Genomic DNA, 19,499 nt, shown 5'->3' on the forward strand with positions numbered 1-19,499 from the left:
TGCCTTTGCCGGCTTGAATAGGAATGGACGCCGATGTCGTCAGTTTTCTTCGATCGGGATCGCATTGCAGAGTGGCTCGGCGAACACACCGTCGCCAAGGCGCGCTCGGTCGGCCCCGTCACTCATGTGCAATGGCACGGCTCCACGCTCAGCGGCGAGGTGCAGGGCACGCAGCCGCTTCCGTACAAGACGCGCGTGCGGTTTCGTACCGACGGCGGTTCGCCTTGGGCGCAGGGCGAATGCAGCTGTCCGGTCGGCCGCAACTGCAAGCACGTTGCCGCGCTGCTGTTCGCCGAGCTCGACTATCACGACGAAATGGACCACGTCACCCACGTCCGCCTGGACGACGAGGGCGAGACCGCGCGCGGCCTGGCGCGCGAGCCGATGGCGAACCCCGGGTCGCCCGCTGGCGTGCGGCCCGAACTGGTTAGCTGGCTCGAGCGTTTTCGCGCCCGCGCCGAAGCTGCGGATGCCGACGCCCAGAAGGCGAGCGCCCCACGCACCCAGACGCTCGCCTACCGGCTGACCTGGTCCAGATTCCACATGCGCCACGAGGTCGTGCTGTACCGCGCGCGCTGCAATCCGGACGGCGCGATCGTCGACGTGGCCGAGCCTTGGGGCAATGTGGAAGCCGCACTCCTCAAACAGCCCAAATTCGTCTCCGACGAAGACCTCTCGATCCTGCGCGGTCTGTGGCTCGGCCGCTCCCGCGAGGACTTCGGGCAGTTCATCCTGCGTGGCACGAGCGGCGCGGAGATGCTGCAGAAACTCATCGCGACGGGCCGGCTGTTCGTCGATTTCACGCCTGGCTCCGGCCACGACGGGCCGATCCCGCTCTCCCGCGGCGCCGACCGGGCTGGCCGGATCGAATGGGAGCCGCTCGCCGACGAGCGCCTGCGGCCGGTGCTGCGCACCGAGCCGCGCGCCAGCATGGTGTTGCCGACCGAGCCGGTCTGGTATGTGGACGGCATTGCGAATGAAGCGGGCATCGTCCAGTCTTCGCTGCCGTTCCAGCAGTTGCCCGATTACCTCGCCATGCCGCCCATCTCGCTCGCCGAAGCGCCGCTGGTTGCTTCCGTGCTGCGCGAGATCGCGCCCGAGTTGCCGTTGCCGCCCACGCACGACGCGTCCGCGATTCGCGTGATCGACGTCGATCCCGTGCCGGTGCTCACGCTCAACAGTCACGCGTTGCCGTCGGCGGCGAGCAAGGCGGGTTTGCGGCAAGCCGCGGCGGTCGAACTGGCCGGCGTCAGTTTCGATTACGACGGCGTGAGCATCAACGTGGACAGCAGCGTGACGCTCGTGCCGATGCCGGGCGGCGACGTCATTCATATCCGCCGCCGCTACGAGGCCGAGAAAAAGCGTCTGCTCGAACTGCGCAAGACCGGTTTGCAGAAGGTGCCGACCAGCCGGGTCCATGCATCGCGCCTGCTGCCCGACACCATGCTCGGCCTGCCCGATGCGGAGGCGTGGTCCGCGTTCGTCAACGACTCGGTGCCCGAACTCGTGAGCAAAGGCTGGCGCGTCACGATGGCGCCCGAGTTCCGCTACAACGTGATCGAGATCGATGCGATCGAAGGCACGGCGCATCAGGCCGGCGACGGCTGGTTCGATCTGGAGATGGGCATTCGCATCGGCGAGCGCAATGTGCGGCTCGAACCGCTGCTCGCCGACCTGTTCAGGCGCGACCGGCGCTGGCTGAGCGGCGCGCTCGAATCCATCCGCGACGACGAGCCGATCGAGCTGAAGACCGAGGAGAACAAGCGCCTGCGCCTGCGCGCCGACCGCCTGAAACCGGTGGTGCGCGTGCTCGTCGATCTGTTCGACGCGCTCGGCGGCTCGCTTGCCGAGGGCGCGCCGCTGCGCGTGGCATCCGTCGACGCGGGCCGGCTCGAAGCGCTGAACGGCACCGGCCGCTGGCAGTTTCGCGGCGAAGATTCGATCCGCCAACTGGCGCAGCGTCTGCAAGCCGGTCCGGGCCTGCGCGAGGTGCCGGTGCCGCGCGGCCTGAAGGCCGAATTGCGGACCTATCAGCAGCAAGGCCTGAACTGGATGCAGTTTCTGCGCGAACAGGATCTGGCTGGCGTGCTCGCCGACGACATGGGTCTGGGCAAGACCGTGCAGACGCTCGCGCATATCCTCGCGGAGAAAGAAGCGGGGCGTCTCGACCGGCCCGCGCTGATCGTCGTGCCGACCACGCTCGTGCACAACTGGCGCGAGGAAGCGCGCCGCTTCGCACCCGAACTGAGAGTGCTGGTGCTGAACGGCCCGCAGCGCAAGGAGCGCTTCGAGCAGATCGGCCAACACGAGCTGATCCTGACCACGTACGCGCTGCTGTGGCGCGATCAGAAAGTGCTCGCCGAGCATGACTATCACCTGCTGATCCTCGACGAGGCGCAGTACGTAAAGAACGCCACCACCAAAGCCGCCCAGGCGATACGCGGGCTGCGCGCGCGGCATCGGCTGTGTCTGACGGGCACGCCGCTGGAGAATCATCTCGGCGAGCTGTGGTCGCAGTTCGATTTTCTGTTGCCGGGGTTTCTCGGCAGCCAGAAAGACTTCACCAAACGCTGGCGCAATCCGATCGAGAAGAACGGCGACGGCGTGCGCCGCGCGTTGCTGGCGCGCCGCATCCGGCCATTCATGCTGCGCCGTCGCAAGGACGAGGTCGCCAGGGAGTTGCCGGCCAAGACGACGATCCTGTGCTCCGTGGACCTGGAAGGAGCGCAGCGCGATCTGTACGAAACCGTGCGCACGGCGATGCAGGAGAAAGTGCGCGCCGCGGTCAGCGCGCAAGGGCTCGCGCGCAGCCATATCATCGTGCTCGATGCTCTGCTGAAGCTGCGCCAGGTGTGCTGCGATCCGCGCTTGGTCCGCATGCTCAAGGCGGCGGGCGATGCGCATGAGACGCACGACAGGACGGACAGGGTCGAGAAGGGCGCGCGCGCCATGCGTTCAGCCAAGCTCGACCTGCTTCTGTCGATGTTGCCGGAGCTGATCGAGGAAGGACGCCGCGTGCTGTTGTTCTCGCAGTTCACCGGCATGTTGTCGCTGATTGCCGAAGCGCTCGAAGAAGCCGCGATTCCCTATGTCATTCTCACCGGCGACACGGCGGATCGCGTCACGCCGGTCGAGCGTTTCCAGCAAGGCGAGGTGCCGCTCTTCCTGATCAGCCTGAAGGCGGGCGGCGTGGGCCTGAACCTGACCGCCGCCGACACGGTGATCCACTACGACCCGTGGTGGAACCCGGCTGCCGAGAATCAGGCGACGGACCGCGCGCATCGGCTGGGACAGGACAAGCCCGTGTTCGTGTACAAGCTGATCGCGGCGGGCAGCATCGAGGAAAAGATCGTGGAATTGCAGGAGCAGAAGGCGGGACTCGCCGACAGCATTCTTTCCGAAGATGCCGCCGGCGCCGCCAAGTTCTCGGACGACGATCTCGACGCGCTGTTCGCACCCATGCCGGAAATTGAAAGCGGCAGATGATGCGCGGCATGGCCGCGGCGTCGTTCAAATATCCGCAGTTTTGCCGCTGCATGGCCCAAAAGCGTGACAAATGGTCAACGCGCGCCGCGCTCCCGGCGGCGCCGTCAACGCTTTCTCCTGACACTCGTTGAACACGCGACCGTGAAGCGGTCATTCAACGCAGTACGTTAAGGACACGCCGCTCATGAAGAAGCAGATGGTTGCCGTTGCCGCCGCACGCGCAGCCGGATGAATTGCCGCACGTCAATGGCAATCCGTTTCGACACTGCTTCGGATTAGCGGCTGTCGCGACAACCGCGCCAAGCCACCCGCGCGATTTACTCGCGCACTTTACCGAACTCCTCTCGATGAAATCCTGTTTGTCCCGACACCTCAGGTCGGGCTTTTCCGCGCTGTTTGCGGTGTCGCTGGCCGGGTCGCTGGCTGGCTGCGCGCAGTTCAGGCCGGGCATGGCGCCGGTTGCTTCGACCAATGTCGCCGGCACGCCGACATCCGCGTCCGAACCTGCACCGACGGTGCCCGCCGGCTTCTACCGCGTCAATCCAGGCGACACGCAGACCGGTGTTGCCAGGGCGTTCGGTCGCGAGCCTGCGGCGATTGCGCAGTGGAACCACCTGTCGGCTGACGACGGCCTGCACATCGGCCAGGTGCTGCGCGTCGCACCGCCAATCGTCGACGGCGGCTCATCGGCGTCGAACACGCCATCGGACTCGCTTGCGCAAGCGCGCGCGATCTTCGCCGATAGCCTGAACGACCCTCCGCCCGCAAAGGCGCGACTGGCGTGGCCGGCCGGCGGTGCCGTCAGCGAGCGATTCGTGTCGGGCAGCACGAAGGGGATCGTGATGGGCGGCCACGCCGGCGAAACCGTGAGGGCGGCGGCGGGCGGTCGAGTCGTGTACTCGGGCGGCCGGATCGCGGCGTACGGCAAGCTGGTCATCATCAAGCACGACGCGCATCTGTTGACGGCATACGGCAACAACCGCGCGCTGCTCGTCAAGGAAGGCACGTCCGTCAAGGCGGGCGATCCGATCGCTGAAATGGGCACGGACGACAAAGGCGAGGCGTCGTTGCGCTTCGAAGTGCGAGTGGACGGCAAACCGGTCGATCCGCTCAGGTACCTCCCCAAGCGCCAGTGATGCAGCGCGTTGGCGGGCCTCGCCGTTCACGCCCACATAACGGCCGATGAGGCACGGGCAAAAGAAGCGCGACATCCCGCCATCGCATGATTGATCAGACGTGGCTCCGATATTCCGGCGCGCCGATCGATCTGTAACAAACCTTCTGCGTCTGTAAATCACCCGTTGGTGCCGCTTCAATTCATACCATTTTCGACGCCAGAAGACACAACGGTTCTATCCATGACGCGTTACCGCCGACGTAATAACTACCGGACTTCCAGTTACAAAGGCAGTTCTTTCGTCTTGAGCTGGAATTTCGGAGCGGCTAATTTGATGTCACTCGTGCGGCTAGACCCCCGCGAGCGTGTAGTGTTTTGAGCGGCGCCGGCCTCCGGACGGGGGAGGCGCCGCATTTTTTTGCCCGTTCCGTACTGCTGCATACCCCTTAGTGCCTTTGACTTAACAATTTTTAAACGATTTATTTTGAGACTGTTTCTATACTGACTCGCAAATTGTCAAATCGCCGTTTCCCGAATGCGGGACACAGCCTGAAAATGACAACGGCGAACGGGGCCAATTACCGCGCGAGCGAGACCAGCCGCTAAAACGACGACCCTTGCGGTCGATGCACATAACCGGCCGGGCCGATAACTGCCCGGCTGAAAATGCCGCAAACGGCTGGAGAATCACATAGCCGCACCGGGTAGCCGGCTGATCGCATCCGGGAAAAGAACGGCCGTTTTTTCGATTATGATGACCTGCCCCTCGATACCCGGCGCGATAAAGCCAACAATGCGCGCTAATTTTGAGACGGGGCGGAACTGAGCAGGGCGCAAGGCAAAGGACCACTAGTCGAAAAATGTGCCGCCGAAGATGAAATGGGAAGCCGGATCGTCGGTGCGAGCGCCGTCATCCCGGTTGTCTGCCGGCCAGCCGGCCATCAGTTACCAACGACGATGTCGCGTTGCGGGGTTTTATGAGAATTGCTGTCCTGGATGACGATTCGGCTCAGGCCGATCTGGTTTGCCAAACGCTATCGGCTGCGGGCCATATCTGTCACGCATATGGTGCGGGCCGTGAACTGGTGAGGCAGTTGCGCCGCCAGACCTTCGATCTGCTGGTGCTCGACTGGAACGTGCCCGACATGTCGGGTGAAGAGGTGCTGCGCTGGGTGCGGGAGAGTCTTTCCGAGCGCCTGCCGGTGCTGTTCATGACGAGCCGAGGCCGTGAAACCGACATCACGTCGATTCTCAACACGGGTGCGGACGACTACGTCGTCAAGCCGGTTTCCGGCGCGGTCCTGCTGGCGCGTGTCGGTTCGCTGCTGCGCCGCGCCTATCACCTCAAGCCAGCCGCGGTGAAGGAAGTCTTCGGCGAATTCGAATTCGACCTGGGCGCCAAGCACGTGGTGGTGCGCGGCACGACGGTTGCCGTCACACAGAAGGAATTCGAACTCGCGCTGTTGCTGTTCCAGCATCTGAGCCGGCCGCTGTCGCGCGCGCATATTCTCGATGTGATCTGGAAACAGGCGACCGACATTCCGTCGCGCACGATGGACACGCACGTGTCGATGCTGCGCAGCAAGCTCGGTCTGCGCCCGGAGCACGGCTACCGGCTGACGCCAATTTACGGCTATGGCTACCGGCTGGAGCGGATCGAATCCGCCACGCCGCCGGCCGTGCTCGACCAGCGCCCTGAAGCGGGGGAGGCGTGACGTTTTCCGCCGGTGTGGCGCCGCGCGGCAGCGCGGGTTCGCCGGGCCGCCGCGGCGGCGTGTTGCTTGCTGCCGCCGGCCTGCTCGCAATGGCCTGCTTTGCGCCGGTGTCCGCGCATGCGCAATCGTCGCGCGCGCTCAAGGCGCGCACCAAAGCCGCGGCGCCGGTCTATGTCTCGTACGTGACCCGCGAAGGCGACACGCTGTACGACATCGCCGGCAACTACATGCGCGACCCGGGCGACTGGGCCGCGCTAAGCCGCCTGAATCACGTGCCCGCGCCACGCCGCATGCCGGCTGGCATCGTCCTGCGCCTGCCCGCCGACAGGCTCAAACAGGAACAGGAATCGGCCCGTGTGATCGCGACGAGCGGCCCGGTCGAGCACGCGTTCGGCACGAACCCTTACGTGCCGCTCGCGCAAGGCACGACGCTCGGCGAGGGCGATCGCATCCGCACCGGGGAAAACGGTTTTGTGACGCTGGAATTGCCCGACGGCTCGCACGTCACAGTGGCGCAGAACGGCCTGCTCGACATCGGCACGCTGCGGCGTACCACGCTGACTGGCGCCGGCGATCGCCTGCTCGAACTGCGCGGCGGCGAAGTCGAGAGCCAGGTCACGCATGCCACGAAAAAGGACGACCGCTTCCAGATCCGCTCGCCGTCGGTTGTGGCGGGCGTGCGCGGAACGCGCTTCAAGGTCGCCTACGACGACAACGCGCGAACCACCGCAATAGAAGTGCTGGACGGCGCGGTCGGCGTCGACCCGGCCGCGCGCGCCGGGCACGCGTCCGCGCCGCCGCCCGGCGCGCCGCTACAGGCCTCCGCTCAGCTCGTGCCGGCGCGCTTCGGCAGCGTGACGCGGGCGGGCGGAGCGATTGGCGGCCCGGTCGAGTTGCTGCCCGCGCCCTCGCTGACGCAGCCGGCCAGGGTGCAGGACGGCAAGACGGTCGCGTTCGGGCTCGTTCCGTCCGGACACGCCGTGGCCTACCGCGTGCAGATCGCGCGCGACGCCGACCAGCTCGACCTGATCCGCGATCTGCGCGTGAGCGCGCCGCATGCCGATTTCGGCGACCTGGCCGACGGCACCTATTTCGTGCGGATCGCCGCGATCGACGGCAACGGGCTCGAAGGATTGCCGCAGGTGTATGCGTTCGAACGCCGCCAGTTCGGGCTGGCCGCGTCGGCCAGCCAGCGCGCCGGCAGCCGCGACTATGAGTTCCGCTGGTTCGTCAGCCGCGCCACGGTCGAGACACGCTTCCGTTTCGTGCTGGCGACGACCGACGATTTGCGCCATCCGCTCGTGGACCGCACCGATCTTTCGGGCGGCCAACTGGTCGTGAGCGATCTGCCGGCCGGCGTCTACTACTGGACGATCGTCGCCGAGCAGTTCGAGAACGGCCGCTTGTACGAGAAGAGCAGCACGGTGCGTTCGTTTACGCTGGCGCGCTGACGCTGGTAGATTCACGGGGCTGAGCGATTCATCAGCCCGCTTCCTGGCCCCGAACCAAGCAAAGCCTTGCCGACTTCATCTACGCGCCTGAGCCTCGATCCGCGCGCCCGTCTCGGACGGCGCGCCGGCCGCCGCTTCCTGATCGAATGGCTGGGCATCGGCTGTCTGGGCATCGTGGTGATTCTGCTCTGTTCGCTCGGCCGCCTGAGCGCGAGCGTCGATCATCTGGTCTATGACCGCTTTCTGAGCCTGCACGCACAGCCGTTGCTGCGCGATATCGTCGTGCTCGAAATCGACAACGCGAGCATCGCGCAACTTGGCCGCTGGCCGTGGCCGCGCAGTGTCCATGCGAAGCTGCTCGAACAGATCGCAAAGGCGAAGCCCGCCGCGGTGATCTACGACGTGCTGTTCACCGAAGCCAATCCGCAGGACGCCGAGCTGGCCCGCGCTATCGCGCTGAGTCCGACCTACCTGCCGGTGCTGCTCACCGCGCCGGACAGCGGCGGGAGCCGCGCCGTGGTCGAGCCGGTGGCGCCGCTCGCGCGAGCGGCGGCGGGGCTGGGCCATATCAATCTCGAAGTCGACAGCGACGGCATTGTGCGCAGCGTCGCGCAATACGAGGGCGACGCCGGTTCACGCTGGCCGCAATTGATGGTGCCGGTCGCCCAGGCGTTCGAGCATGGCGCGCTGCATCTGAATGGCGGGCAGCCCGGCCATGCTTCGACCGAGGCCGTTGCAGCGCCCGACGACGGCGGAGAAGGCCGCTTCCTGATCCCGTTCGGCCGGAACGCGCAGAGCTACCCCAAGCTGAGCTTCGCCAGCGTGCTCGCTGGCGAGGTGACGCCGGACCAGTTGCGCGGCCGCATCGTGCTGATCGGCGTGACCGCGTCCGGTTTGTACGACCGCTTTGCGACGCCGGTGTCCGGCGAACTCGGGCCGCTGCCCGGCGTGTATATCCACGCCAACGTGCTCGATACGCTGCTTACCGGCCGCGAGATCGAACCGGCCGCGCGGTGGGCATTGTTCGCGGTGTCGCTGGTGCCGCTTGCCGCGCTGCTGGCCGGATTCCTGGTGTTGTCGCCGCGCCGTTCGCTGCTGCTGACCGGCGCGCTGTGCCTGCTCGCGGCGTCCGTCAGCGCCGCCTTGCTCTACGGTGCGCGGCTCTGGATGTCGCCGGTGCCGGCGATCGTCGGCGTGGTGGCGGTCTATCCGATCTGGAACTGGCGCCGCCTGGAAATGACGATGGCGTATCTGCGCGAAGAACTGCAACGTCTCGCGGACGAACCCCATCTGCTGCCGGAAACGCCGCAGCGCCGCCGCGAGTTCGGCGGCGATGTGCTGGAGCAGCACATGGCGCTGATGGCGCAGGCCGCGCAGCGCGTGCAGGACATGAAGCGTTTCGTGTGGGACAGCCTGGACAGCATGCCCGAGCCGATCCTCGTGAGCGACGTGCGCGGCGTCGTGCTGATCGCGAATCACGCCGCCAAGGCCCATTTCGCGCACCTCGGCGCGCCGCTCGAAGGCCGCCCGATGCAGGCCGTGCTGGGCGGCCTGACGCTGGTGAAGACGATCGACAGCGACGCGGCCCCGGACGCGGAAAACAATCTGCTCGCCCGCGCGCACTGGCCGGCGCCGCTCGATCCGGCGCGCCACGAATTCGCCGCGTTGATGGCGCACGGCGTCGAAGTGCGCGACGCCCGCGAGCGCGACCACTTGCTGCGCTACGCGAACTGCACCAATGAGCAGGGCGAGACCACCGGCTGGATCGCGGGCCTCGTCGACGTGTCGGCCCTGCATGCGGCCGAGCGTCAGCGGGAAGATGCGCTGCGGCTCCTGTCGCACGACATGCGCTCGCCGCAGGCGTCGATTCTGGCGCTGGTGGAGATCGAGCGCGCCCGCGGCGAGCCGGTGCTCGCGCGCGCGTTGCTGGAGCGCATCGAACGCTACGCGCAGCGCGCGCTCACGCTGGCCGACGACTTCGTGCAACTGGCGCGCGCCGAATCGCAAACGTATGTGCTGGAACCGGTGAGCCTGACCGAATTGCTGATCGACGCCAGCGACGAAGTCTGGCCGCAGGCGCACGCCAAGCGCATCACGCTGCACACGCAGACCGCACCCGCCGACGCTGCCGACGACGGCCACTGGATCTGCGCCGACCGTTCGCTGATGACACGCGCGCTCGTCAACATCCTGAACAACGCGGTGAAGTACAGTCCGCCGGATACGCGGATCGTCTGCAGCCTTGCGAGCCTGACGCCGAAAGCCGTGCCGGGCGCGGCGCGGCGTGTGTCGTGCACGATTCGCGATCAGGGCTACGGCATTCCGAAGGATCAGCAGGCGGGCCTGTTCGAGCGCTTCCGGCGTTTTCACGAAACCGAGCGGCCGGAAGTGGGCGGCGCGGGGCTCGGCATGGCCTTCGTCAAGACGGTCGTCACGCGCCACGGCGGCGATGTCGAGGTGGCCAGCGAACCCGGCCGGGGCACGGTGTTTACGATCCGCCTGCCGGTGCTCGAAGACGCGCAATCGGGCGCTTCCGTCACCGGGCGGACATGACGCATGAACACATCCCTTATCGAAGCGAGAAGATGGTGAAAGCGATCCTGATCTGTGCCGCGCTGGCCGCGGCGAGTCTCACCGGTTGCGCGGGCCTGAGCGCCGACGTGCATAGCGCCGGCGCCACCCATGCCGCCGCCGCGCTGCAAGGCGAACGCACCTATGCGATCACGCGCATGCCGTCGCAAGAGGCCAGCGCGGATCATCCGCGATTCGAAAGCCTGCTGGCGGATGAGCTTGCAAAGCAGGGCTTTGTCGCAACGACGGGGCAGTCCGCGCGTTATCTGCTCTCGATTGCTTACGACACGCGCCCGGCGACGATCGGCGTCGGCGAAAAAGGCTGCACGGCGAGCGACTGCGAGCGCGCGCCCGACGCGCCGTTCTCGCTGTTCGGCGGCCCGGCCTACCGGCATGCGCTCACGTTGCGGTTTTTCGAGCGCGCGAGCGGGCGGGAGATTTATAAAGTCAGTGCGTCGAGCAGCGACCGCGACGCGGATCCCCAACATGCGATGCCGGCGCTCGTCAAAAGCGCGCTGGCCAGGTTTCCCTTCGACGCACCGCCCGACTGGCGCGTGAAACTGCGCACCGACGAGACGAGTGGCGTGCCGAAGGTCGTGTCGGTGAAGCCGCTTCAGCCTTGATGCAGGCGAATTATCCGGCTTCGTTGCGCGGCTCGTCGTCCGGTTCCGGCCAGCGGTTTTCGAATACGCAGTCGGCGAGCGGCAAACGGCTCGCCCAGCGCTCGGTTTCCAGCATCGGTTCGCTATAGAACCGGTCGACGTGGCCCAGACACAGAATCGCCACGGGCCGCGCGCCGTCGGGCATGCGCAGCAAGCGGCGCACCGCGTCGACGTCGAATAGCGATACCCAGCCCATACCCAGACCTTCCGCGCGAGCCGCGAGCCACATGTTCTGGATCGCGCACGCCACCGACGCGAGGTCCATCTCCGGCAAGGTCCGGCGGCCGAAGATGTGGCGCTCGCGCCCGTCCATCAGCGCCATGACCAGCAGCTCGCCGCAGTCCAGCATGCCTTCCACTTTCAGCTTCATGAACTCTTCGCGGCGTTTGCCGAGCGCGTCGGCGGTGGCGAGGCGTTCGGTTTCCACCGTGTCGTGCAAGGCCGTTCGCAAGGCCGGATCGGTGATTCGCGCGATTCGCCACGGCTGCATGAAGCCGACGCTCGGCGCGTGATGCGCCGCGCCGAGCAGGCGCTGCAGCACGGCGGGATCGACCGGAGCGCGCACGAAATGACGCATGTCGCGGCGTTCGTAAATCGCGCGGTAGACGGCGTCGCGCTCCGATTCGTCAAAAGGCTTCGCCATGAAACAGGGCGGCCGCGAAGGCCGGGTTGGAGGGCCAGTAAGCGTGCATATAGCTCGCCACGATCGGGCCGGCACGGTAGACGGCCTCGCCGGGTGCGTCGCTGTGCGGCCGGGTGGCGGAACGGAGCGGCGTGAGCGGGGTGTTCAGCTTCGAGTAGTGAAACGTGTGGCCGGTCATCGGCCCGTGCCGGCTGTCGATCTGCTGCATGCCGAGCGCGGTGAAGCGCGTTTGCATGGTCGCGTGGCCGGGCAGCAGGCCGAGCATCGGCGTGCTCACGCCGTGCGTGTCAGTGAGCCGGTCGAGCAGATAGAGCATGCCGCCGCATTCGGCGACGAGCGGCTTGCGGGCGTTCGCGTGCGCACGAATGCCGGCGGCGCTGCGGGCGTTGGCCGCGAGCGCTGCGGCGTGCAGTTCCGGATAGCCGCCTGGCAGATACAGTGCGTCGGCGTGTTCGGGCGGGGCTTCGTCGGCGAGCGGCGAGAAGTAGCCGATCCGCGCGCCCAAGGCTTCGAGCAGCGCGACGTTGGCCGGATAGATGAACGAGAACGCAGCGTCGCGCGCGATCGCGATCGTCTTGCCTTCAAGCAGGCGCGGCATGACTTGCGGCGCGGGCGCGCTGAATTCGACCGGCGGCGGCAGTTCGCGGAGCGCGGTGTGGCCGAGCGTGTCGGCGGCGTGATCGAGGCGCGCGTCGAGATCGTCGATCTCGTCCGCCTGGTGCAAGCCGAGGTGACGGTCGGGCAACGCGATTTCGTCGCTGGCGGCAATCTGCCCGCACCAGCGCAGTCCTGGCGGTAACGCTTCTTCAAGCATCTGCGCGTGCCGCGCGGAGCCGACGCGATTGGCGAGCACGCCGTAAAACGGCACCCGCGGCCGGAAATGCGCGAGGCCGAAGGCGACCGCGCCGAAGGTCTGCGCCATTGCCTTCGCCGAAATCACCGCGAGCACCGGCACGCCGAACGTGGTCGCGAGATCGGCGCTGCTCGGCGTACCGTCGAACAGACCCATTACGCCTTCGATCAGGATCAGATCGGCTTGCGCCGCCGCTTGCGCGAGCAGTGCGCGGCAGGCGGCTTCGCCCACCATCCACAGATCCAGCGAGAGGACAGGCGCGCCGCTCGCGCGCGCCAGGATCATGGGATCGAGAAAGTCCGGTCCGGTCTTGAAGACGCGCACTCGTCGCCCCAACCGCCGATGGTAGCGCGCCAGACCCGCCGTGATCGTGGTCTTGCCTTGACCCGAAGCAGGCGCGCTGATGAACAGGGCGGGGCAGGCGGACATGCGTCAGAACTCCACGCCGCGCTGCGCTTTCACGCCCTGCTCGCGGTACGGATGCTTGACGATGCGCATTTCGGTGACGAGATCGGCGGCTTCGATCAGCGCGTCCGGCGCGTGACGGCCGGTCACCACCACATGCAGCATCGGCGCGCGCGTGGTGAGCACCGACAGGACCTCGTCTAGCGGCAGGTATTCGTACTTGAGCACCGTGTTCAGTTCGTCGAGAATCACCATCTGGTACTCGCCGCTTTCGATCATGCGGCGCGCTTCGTTCCAGCCTTTGCGCGCGGTCGCGATGTCGGCGTCGCGGTTCTGCGTGTTCCAGGTGTAGCCGTCGCCCATCGTGACGAAATCGCAGTTGGCGATCGCACCGAGAAAGTCGCGCTCGGACGTGTGCAGCGCGCCCTTGATGAACTGCACGACGCCGAGCCGCATGCCGTGGCCCAGCACGCGCACGGCCATGCCGAACGCGGCGGTGGTTTTGCCCTTGCCCGTACCGGTGTTGACGATCAGCAGACCTTTTTCGACCGTGGCGTTGGCCTGTTTTTTCTCATGGCCCTCGCGGCGGCGCTCGGTCATGCGTTGGTGCGATTCGGGATCGGTTTTTACCATTTCTCTAGTGGTCCGTCTGACTGACTAGCGTTTTCGGCCGGATTTCCTTTTTGATAAAGCGCCTCCGGGTGAATCACTGTCGTGATTACGTGACTATATGTATGCACGATTATATGGGTGCTCATTTTTCCGCGAGGTGCTGAATTCAGTGCTCAGGTTTGTAAGGCAAGCACCGGGAGCGCGCCCAAATGGCGGCCGCCACGCAGCGCACCACGAAAAGCGGGGTAGTGTACACCGTGCAAATCCGCGTCAAGCGTGGACGTCACACTTGCTCCGCTTTCCGCTATTTCGCCGGCGCTGGTGGCGTTGTCGATTTCGTGTTCCGCACGCGTTGCCGATGATTCGCGCCCGCGGGCAATCGACCTAAGCCTCGGGTAGGTCGAGCTCAGCGCATGTCATAGGGGAGATCTCCCGGAACCAGAACCGCTCGGTCGACAAACGCCTGAACCCCTGGCTCGATGCCCAGCGTCGAGTAAATCTGAACTTTCAATGTCGGCGCGTCGGGTTTGATGTATCGACTGATCGCAAGCCACCTATAGCCCCCGCGCCCCCCGCGGCGTATTCCATAACTGCGCGTACTGGTTCTGCCTACGAGTGCAATTGCACCTGCATTCTGGTCGTCGTTATCGGGGCTTATCCATTCTCTCACCGCCAGGGTGATCCACTTTCCTCTTAAATAACGAAGGCGTGATTCGGGGATGCGCTGCGAGATTGCCGCGCCGGCGCCTGCGCCGGTCGAGATAATCGAGAGTGCTGGCTCACCGGTCCCGTCAGGCAGGGGCGCCCGACTGAGAATGGCGTTTTCAGTCTCCCATCCCTCCGCACCGCGCGGACCTTCCGTGAATGAGCCGTTTTTCAGGAGGTTGTCCGATCTTTCGGCTAACGTTGGGCGGCGTGCAAGCATCTGCTCGCGAGGCTCATCGAATAATTGTTTAACGAGACTGAAAATTTGCAGTTCGCCCTGTTCGCTCTGGTGCACGTTGTCGTGATACCACTCAGGTGGCTTGCCGTTCATTTCAAACAGGTCGTATTCGTCGACTAGCCCATAGTTCATCGCCAGCGCTGCGCTGATCGCACCCAGGCTTCTTGCAGTACCGCCATCGCTGTCACGCAGGGGGTGTTGTGCGACGATGACGATGCCCGCAGCCGGATGCCGTATTGCGAGACTGTTCGCGACAGCCAGTAGCATGCCGCGATGTACTTCAATGGGCGCATGCTGGTCGTTGTTGTGCCCATGATTGATGAAGATCAGATCGGCATTGCATTGGCCGTAGGCCCGCTCGAAGTCGCGACCAAAAAGATCTTGTGGTTGACTTCCCGGAACGCCGGCATTGTAGAGGTCTATCGTATATCCGTTCACGCCCGGAGCAATGACTTGCGTGCGATATACCTTGTCGGCGTCGTCCCAGACGTGATACGCGACTTTGAATTGCGAATACTGGCGGGAAAGCCACACCCCGAGTTTTTGAGGCCAACGTCCGAAGCCGGCGCCGGTCGAGTCGCTGTCGAAAAGAATGCACACACTGCTATTCCGTTTCTGCAGCTTTTCTACTACGTTGAAAGCGGATGACGCCCCGGCAATCCTCGAACCGGTGACTATCCGCTGTGTAACCGCGGGTAGATCCAACAGGGCGCGCTGGTCACTTTCGATAAGCGATAAAACGGGGTCAACGGCCCGGCAATCTGAAGTTATAGCGAGGCCAGGACAAAGGATGCCAATGGCTGCCAGAGCCTTCATACGCGCAGTAATTGCCATAGATTGATTCGTCAGGTTCGCATTTGCTGCGCGAAGCCGGTGCGCGGCTTTTTCACGGCCGGGCCGGGAGGGCTGAGCACTCGCGCTGTCGCTTCCTGTTCTTCACACCGCTCGCTTAAGCTATGCCAATGTCGGCGAGCTGAACAGAGACCTTATCCAACGCTCGAGTTTCAGTTCCAGCATTTCATGGCACGCGTAGCCCGCGCAAACCGCTGTAACGGCCATGACAGCGATCGATAGCGAAGGCGCCATGTGCAGGTGCGATTTCCTGATCACAACGCCCATGCCAGAAAACACGAAAGGGTGGGAGAGGTAAATGGAGTAGGAAGCATCGCCGATCTTTTTCAGCACGCGCGAGATCAGTCCGACTCCGGCTCTCGCCACCACCGCGTCCAGGCTAACAAAGCCCGCGAAGAGCAGTGCGTACGGAAGGCCGTACCACAATACCCGGTTACCAACGTGATTGATAAACAGACCGATAACAAGCGTCGCAATGCCTGTTATGAACAGCCCAACGTCGAGTGCCCGCGAGTGCTGCAACTGATTGATGTACCGATATGCACCAATACCCATGACGAATTCGAGAAGCAACTGCCCGGTCAAGGCCTGCAACGTCGGATCACCTGGTTTGAGCAGGGCGCCGAGCGCTACCATGGCAACAAGCGCCGCCGCGACTGCGCTGAGTCGCCAGTCACGCCCGATCCACAGTGACATCGCGAAGACAAGATAGAACAGAAACTCATAGCTCAGCGTCCAGCCGTTCTGGATCAAAAACACGTCGCCGGTTGGAATCAGCGTAAAGGAATTGATTATTGTCGTTGTCCCGCCGCTGCTGTTCACCATATCTGGACTGACGATATAAACGGCGAGCGCCGCCAAGGTCAGTGTCCAGTACAGAGGTATGATGCGTTTGAAGCGTGCCCAAAGGAAATCCCGTGCGGTAGTTTCCCGACGCGCCGTGATGTGGCACATGATGAAACCCGAAATAATGAAGAAGAGATCGACTCCCGACACGCCGAATTGCCACTCTCCGCCTGATCCCGACAGCTGCCCCTGTTTGTGGATCGCATGATGAATGAGGACGAGAACCGCCGCCAGACCTCGCAGATATTGAACTGAAATGAGCATCAAGAACCCCCGTGCTTCATACCGTTTTTGTAAATTCCCGGAAGTATTCGATGTTCCGGAGGACCGCTCCAGGGATTTCACGTGTCATCGGTTTCATGCTGCAATGAAATTTCACGCCACGCGTACTCTCTTCTGAATGTCCATTTTTCTCACGCCCCGATCAAATATATGTTCAATTATCGCGACGAAAATTACGACAAGTAAAAATCGATTGGTAGAGAAGCCGGCTAAAGCGGGATCTCCATTTCTAAACAAAAACCAGCAATACATGATGAAAATCATATAGGCGCTCAAGAAGAACCACGCTTTTTGTGTTCGTTGTTTAAGCCAGCGATCCACGCGCCCAATGACGAATCCAAGGGCGATGCCGTACGGGATCAGCCCGATCCAGCCGAAAACGAGAAATGCGTATCCGAATATCGTCGGAGGAATTCCCCAGCCTGTGATGCCCATTGAACGCTCAATGAGTATGTGATCCAGAGGCATATATGAGCTATAGGGTACGAACGGCGAAACCAGGGCCATGACATGAAGCCATCCGTAATCGTAGCCCGTTAAAGCGACGCCATTCTGATACACGTTAATGATTTGATCCAGCACCCAGAATTCCGCGGTATCGAGCAAAAGCAACGGGACCTCGGCCAGATTGTCGAGCTGAAATCCCGATCTGACGAGGAACAGCATGAAGAGCCCCGCGGCGGCCCCGAGACTTATGGCGGCGAGTTTTTTCAGCTTGACCAGCGACTTCTTTGCAACCAGAGCAACGATAATGGCCATCAGGACTTCGAACGCGTATTCGCGCTTGATGAAGCCAATAGCCATTACCAACGCAATTCCGCACAGGATGAGATAAAAAAATGCCAGTTTTGGTGATTTTTTAATTGAAAAAGATGCGGCGCTGATGATGGTAAATCCCGCAATCAAGGTATAGATCGATCCGTTCTTGCTGGCGGATGCAACTTCGTCCTGAACGGTTGCGAAATAGGTTTCTGCGTTGTAGTTTTCGATCAGACCTCCTACGCCGCCAACCGAATTCAAATAGCTCAGGAAGAACAGCATGGAGCAGCAAATCAAAAACAGACCTACCATTACCGCGAATTTTGACCCCGTGGCCGGGGCTGCGAGGGGCACCTTGTTGGTGCCGCTTAAATCTATCCCCAACAAAAAAGCATAGACGAAGAGAACCGTTCCAATGATCCATTGATTGTCGTTGCCAAGATTGAATCCCGAAAATGTATCGATTAATCCCAATATCACCATTGCCGCCCGGGGGAGAACGTAGAGAGCGAACACGATGAGCATGACGAATGGCGGTCCTGCCAGGTTCTTCTTCGTCGCCTGTAACAACGAACACACAATGATCGCTAATGACACGATTCCCAGGACGGGGTAGATCTGAGCGCCCAGTGCGGCGAAGAGCGCGCTCAGCCCAAGCAGAAAATTCAGCGGGAGCACCGTTCGCGGTGCCCTATATGTTCCAGGAGCTGTCATCGTTGCCCGTCGCCCGACGCGCCGAAGTTGAATTGTGAGGTCATGTGCCAGTCCGGTCGCGGCTCCAGGCTTCGCGCATAAGTGTCCCTTTTCACGCGGAAACCGCTGCGGCAGAAAAAGAGCAACAGCAAGGGAGGAGAAGTTGCGGTGCATCATACATATGCCGTGAACCGGACCTCGTGCAACTGACGGAAAATGCCAACATGATGGCGGTTTGGCCCATTCGCCTGCCAGATTTCAGCGCTCGGATCAGCGCGGGCGGCGACTTCTTCTTTTGACACCGGTGGGCCGGGTGATCGGCGTGCTGACTGCTTTCGCCCGGGTCATCGACTACGCCCATACCGTCCCCGAAGCATTGCAGGCTGGCTGCTGGGAATTCTGACGCGCTCCAATGCGTACCTGGCCGCGACGGACCGCCCGCTTCGCTAACGACCTCACAGAGCCAATAACCGGGCCATTGGCAGCGGTACTCGTCTTTTCCGCAGATAAGCCGGATGCACGGCGGTTCAAGAGAAGGTTATGTCTGAAAATTACAAATCCTCACACTTGCCTTGCAATTCGAGGCGCGTAGTATCGATGCAGAAATAATTGCGGTAAGGAGACTGCATTGCCAGTTCGCGGTATCGCGTAGAGCCCGGCTTATCGGCCACGCTCTGGGCGGGACCGTCAGCCTTTGCAGCGGCAAACTGCCCATTGGGATCCCCTATGCACAACGATATGATCGACGTCGCGAAGATCGACTGGCTTTCGCGTGAACTGGCTGACCAGTACCAGCAGGCGCACCCGTTTCCGTATATCGCCATTGACGATTTCCTGGACGAAAGCACTTATCACCAGTTAAGCGCGACTTTCCCAGGCCCAGACGAGTCGATCTGGACCGCGTATGAGCGAGCATCTGAAAACCTGAAGCTGCAAAGTGCGGACTTCACTGCCATTCCGCCGGCGTTGCGTACGTTGATCATGGAATTCAATTCGGCGCCGTTCCTGCGCTTTCTTGAGCGAGTGTCCGGAATCGAGGGCCTGCAGCCGGATCCGCATCTACATGGAGGTGGGCTTCATCAAACATTGCCGGGCGGGCACCTGGGAGTGCATGTCGACTACAACTACCATCCGGAATCAAAGCTCTACCGTAGACTCAATGTGCTGTACTACCTGAACGACACATGGCAGGAAGAGTGGAACGGTCATTTGCAGCTTTGGAGCAAAGATATGAAGCACTGCGTCCAGAATATTGCGCCGCTCGGCAATCGTCTCGCGATCTTCAACACCGACGAGCATTCGTGGCATGGACATCCCGATCCGCTGGCGTCTCCGCAAGGAACAAATAGACGTTCGGTTGCGCTCTACTACTACACGAACGGCGCGCCCAAGTCGGTGGTTGGAACAGAGCACTCGACAAAGTTCCGGCTTCGTCCGGGTGAGCGCCGTCGCATCACGGCAAAAGACGTGATGCTAGGTATGACGCCACCGTATTTTCGTGTCGCGGCGAAACGCTTGCTTGGCCGGGTATGATCGAGCTGGCCCTGTACCGACGCGACTCGGGTCGACGCAAGCTTTCCGGTCAGATGCTCGGAGGTGCAGTTCATCG

The 19,499-nt window shown here is 63.0% G+C and carries 13 protein-coding genes; 7 read left to right on the top strand and 6 right to left on the bottom strand.

Annotated elements, in window-relative coordinates; translation table 11 throughout:
- Nucleotides 1-33 precede the first annotated feature (33 nt).
- The 6 genes from BXE_RS28765 (at nucleotide 34) to BXE_RS28790 (ending at nucleotide 10,963) form a co-directional block, all read left to right on the top strand.
- Nucleotides 34-3,486, top strand: coding sequence for a DEAD/DEAH box helicase (locus BXE_RS28765; protein ID WP_011491639.1), 3,453 nt, complete (start codon nucleotides 34-36; stop codon nucleotides 3,484-3,486).
- A gap of 347 nt (nucleotides 3,487-3,833) precedes the next feature.
- Complete coding sequence (locus tag BXE_RS28770) at nucleotides 3,834-4,622, top strand: peptidoglycan DD-metalloendopeptidase family protein (RefSeq protein ID WP_011491640.1); 789 nt, start codon at nucleotides 3,834-3,836, stop codon at nucleotides 4,620-4,622.
- A 958-nt stretch (nucleotides 4,623-5,580) separates the two neighbouring features.
- Nucleotides 5,581-6,318: a response regulator transcription factor gene (locus tag BXE_RS28775; protein ID WP_011491642.1), complete on the top strand. Its 738-nt coding sequence runs from the start codon at nucleotides 5,581-5,583 to the stop codon at nucleotides 6,316-6,318.
- On the top strand, nucleotides 6,315-7,769 hold the full coding sequence (locus tag BXE_RS28780) for a FecR domain-containing protein (RefSeq protein ID WP_011491643.1): 1,455 nt from the start codon (nucleotides 6,315-6,317) through the stop codon (nucleotides 7,767-7,769). The genes BXE_RS28775 and BXE_RS28780 overlap by 4 nt, the downstream gene beginning before the upstream one ends.
- 66 nt (nucleotides 7,770-7,835) lie before the next feature.
- Nucleotides 7,836-10,322, top strand: a complete 2,487-nt coding sequence (locus tag BXE_RS28785) for a CHASE2 domain-containing protein (RefSeq protein ID WP_011491644.1) — start codon at nucleotides 7,836-7,838, stop codon at nucleotides 10,320-10,322.
- On the top strand, nucleotides 10,319-10,963 hold the full coding sequence (locus BXE_RS28790; protein WP_011491645.1) for a DUF4136 domain-containing protein: 645 nt from the start codon (nucleotides 10,319-10,321) through the stop codon (nucleotides 10,961-10,963). Before BXE_RS28785 ends, BXE_RS28790 begins: the two co-directional genes overlap by 4 nt.
- Before the next feature lie 10 nt (nucleotides 10,964-10,973).
- Here the strand turns inward: BXE_RS28790 and bluB are convergent, their stop codons facing one another.
- The 6 genes from bluB to BXE_RS28820 form a co-directional block, all read right to left on the bottom strand.
- Entirely contained in the window at nucleotides 10,974-11,645 is a 672-nt protein-coding gene (gene bluB / locus BXE_RS28795) for a 5,6-dimethylbenzimidazole synthase (RefSeq protein ID WP_011491646.1), read from the bottom strand.
- Nucleotides 11,629-12,927, bottom strand: a complete 1,299-nt coding sequence (locus tag BXE_RS28800) for a cobyrinate a,c-diamide synthase (protein WP_011491647.1) — start codon at nucleotides 12,925-12,927, stop codon at nucleotides 11,629-11,631. Before BXE_RS28800 ends, bluB begins: the two co-directional genes overlap by 17 nt.
- A 3-nt stretch (nucleotides 12,928-12,930) precedes the next feature.
- The gene (cobO, locus tag BXE_RS28805) at nucleotides 12,931-13,536 is read right to left on the bottom strand and encodes a cob(I)yrinic acid a,c-diamide adenosyltransferase (RefSeq protein WP_011491648.1); all 606 of its coding nucleotides are present in this window, start codon (nucleotides 13,534-13,536) and stop codon (nucleotides 12,931-12,933) included.
- Between the two features lie 385 nt (nucleotides 13,537-13,921).
- Complete coding sequence (locus BXE_RS28810) at nucleotides 13,922-15,292, bottom strand: SGNH/GDSL hydrolase family protein (RefSeq protein ID WP_011491649.1); 1,371 nt, start codon at nucleotides 15,290-15,292, stop codon at nucleotides 13,922-13,924.
- A 120-nt stretch (nucleotides 15,293-15,412) separates the two neighbouring features.
- Nucleotides 15,413-16,501 carry an acyltransferase family protein gene (locus tag BXE_RS28815; protein WP_148311806.1) on the bottom strand — a complete coding sequence of 363 codons (1,089 nt, stop codon included), beginning with the start codon at nucleotides 16,499-16,501 and terminating at the stop codon, nucleotides 15,413-15,415.
- Nucleotides 16,502-16,531: 30 nt separating this feature from the next.
- On the bottom strand, nucleotides 16,532-18,067 hold the full coding sequence (locus BXE_RS28820) for an O-antigen polymerase (protein ID WP_011491651.1): 1,536 nt from the start codon (nucleotides 18,065-18,067) through the stop codon (nucleotides 16,532-16,534).
- 549 nt (nucleotides 18,068-18,616) lie between these two features.
- On the opposite strand from BXE_RS28820, the gene BXE_RS28825 reads away from it, so the two are divergent.
- Nucleotides 18,617-19,423 carry a 2OG-Fe(II) oxygenase gene (locus BXE_RS28825; RefSeq protein WP_011491652.1) on the top strand — a complete coding sequence of 269 codons (807 nt, stop codon included), beginning with the start codon at nucleotides 18,617-18,619 and terminating at the stop codon, nucleotides 19,421-19,423.
- The last annotated feature ends 76 nt before the right edge of the window (nucleotides 19,424-19,499 follow it).

The sequence above is a fragment of the Paraburkholderia xenovorans LB400 genome, assembly GCF_000013645.1.
In the GTDB taxonomy this organism is placed as follows: Bacteria; Pseudomonadota; Gammaproteobacteria; order Burkholderiales; family Burkholderiaceae; genus Paraburkholderia; species Paraburkholderia xenovorans.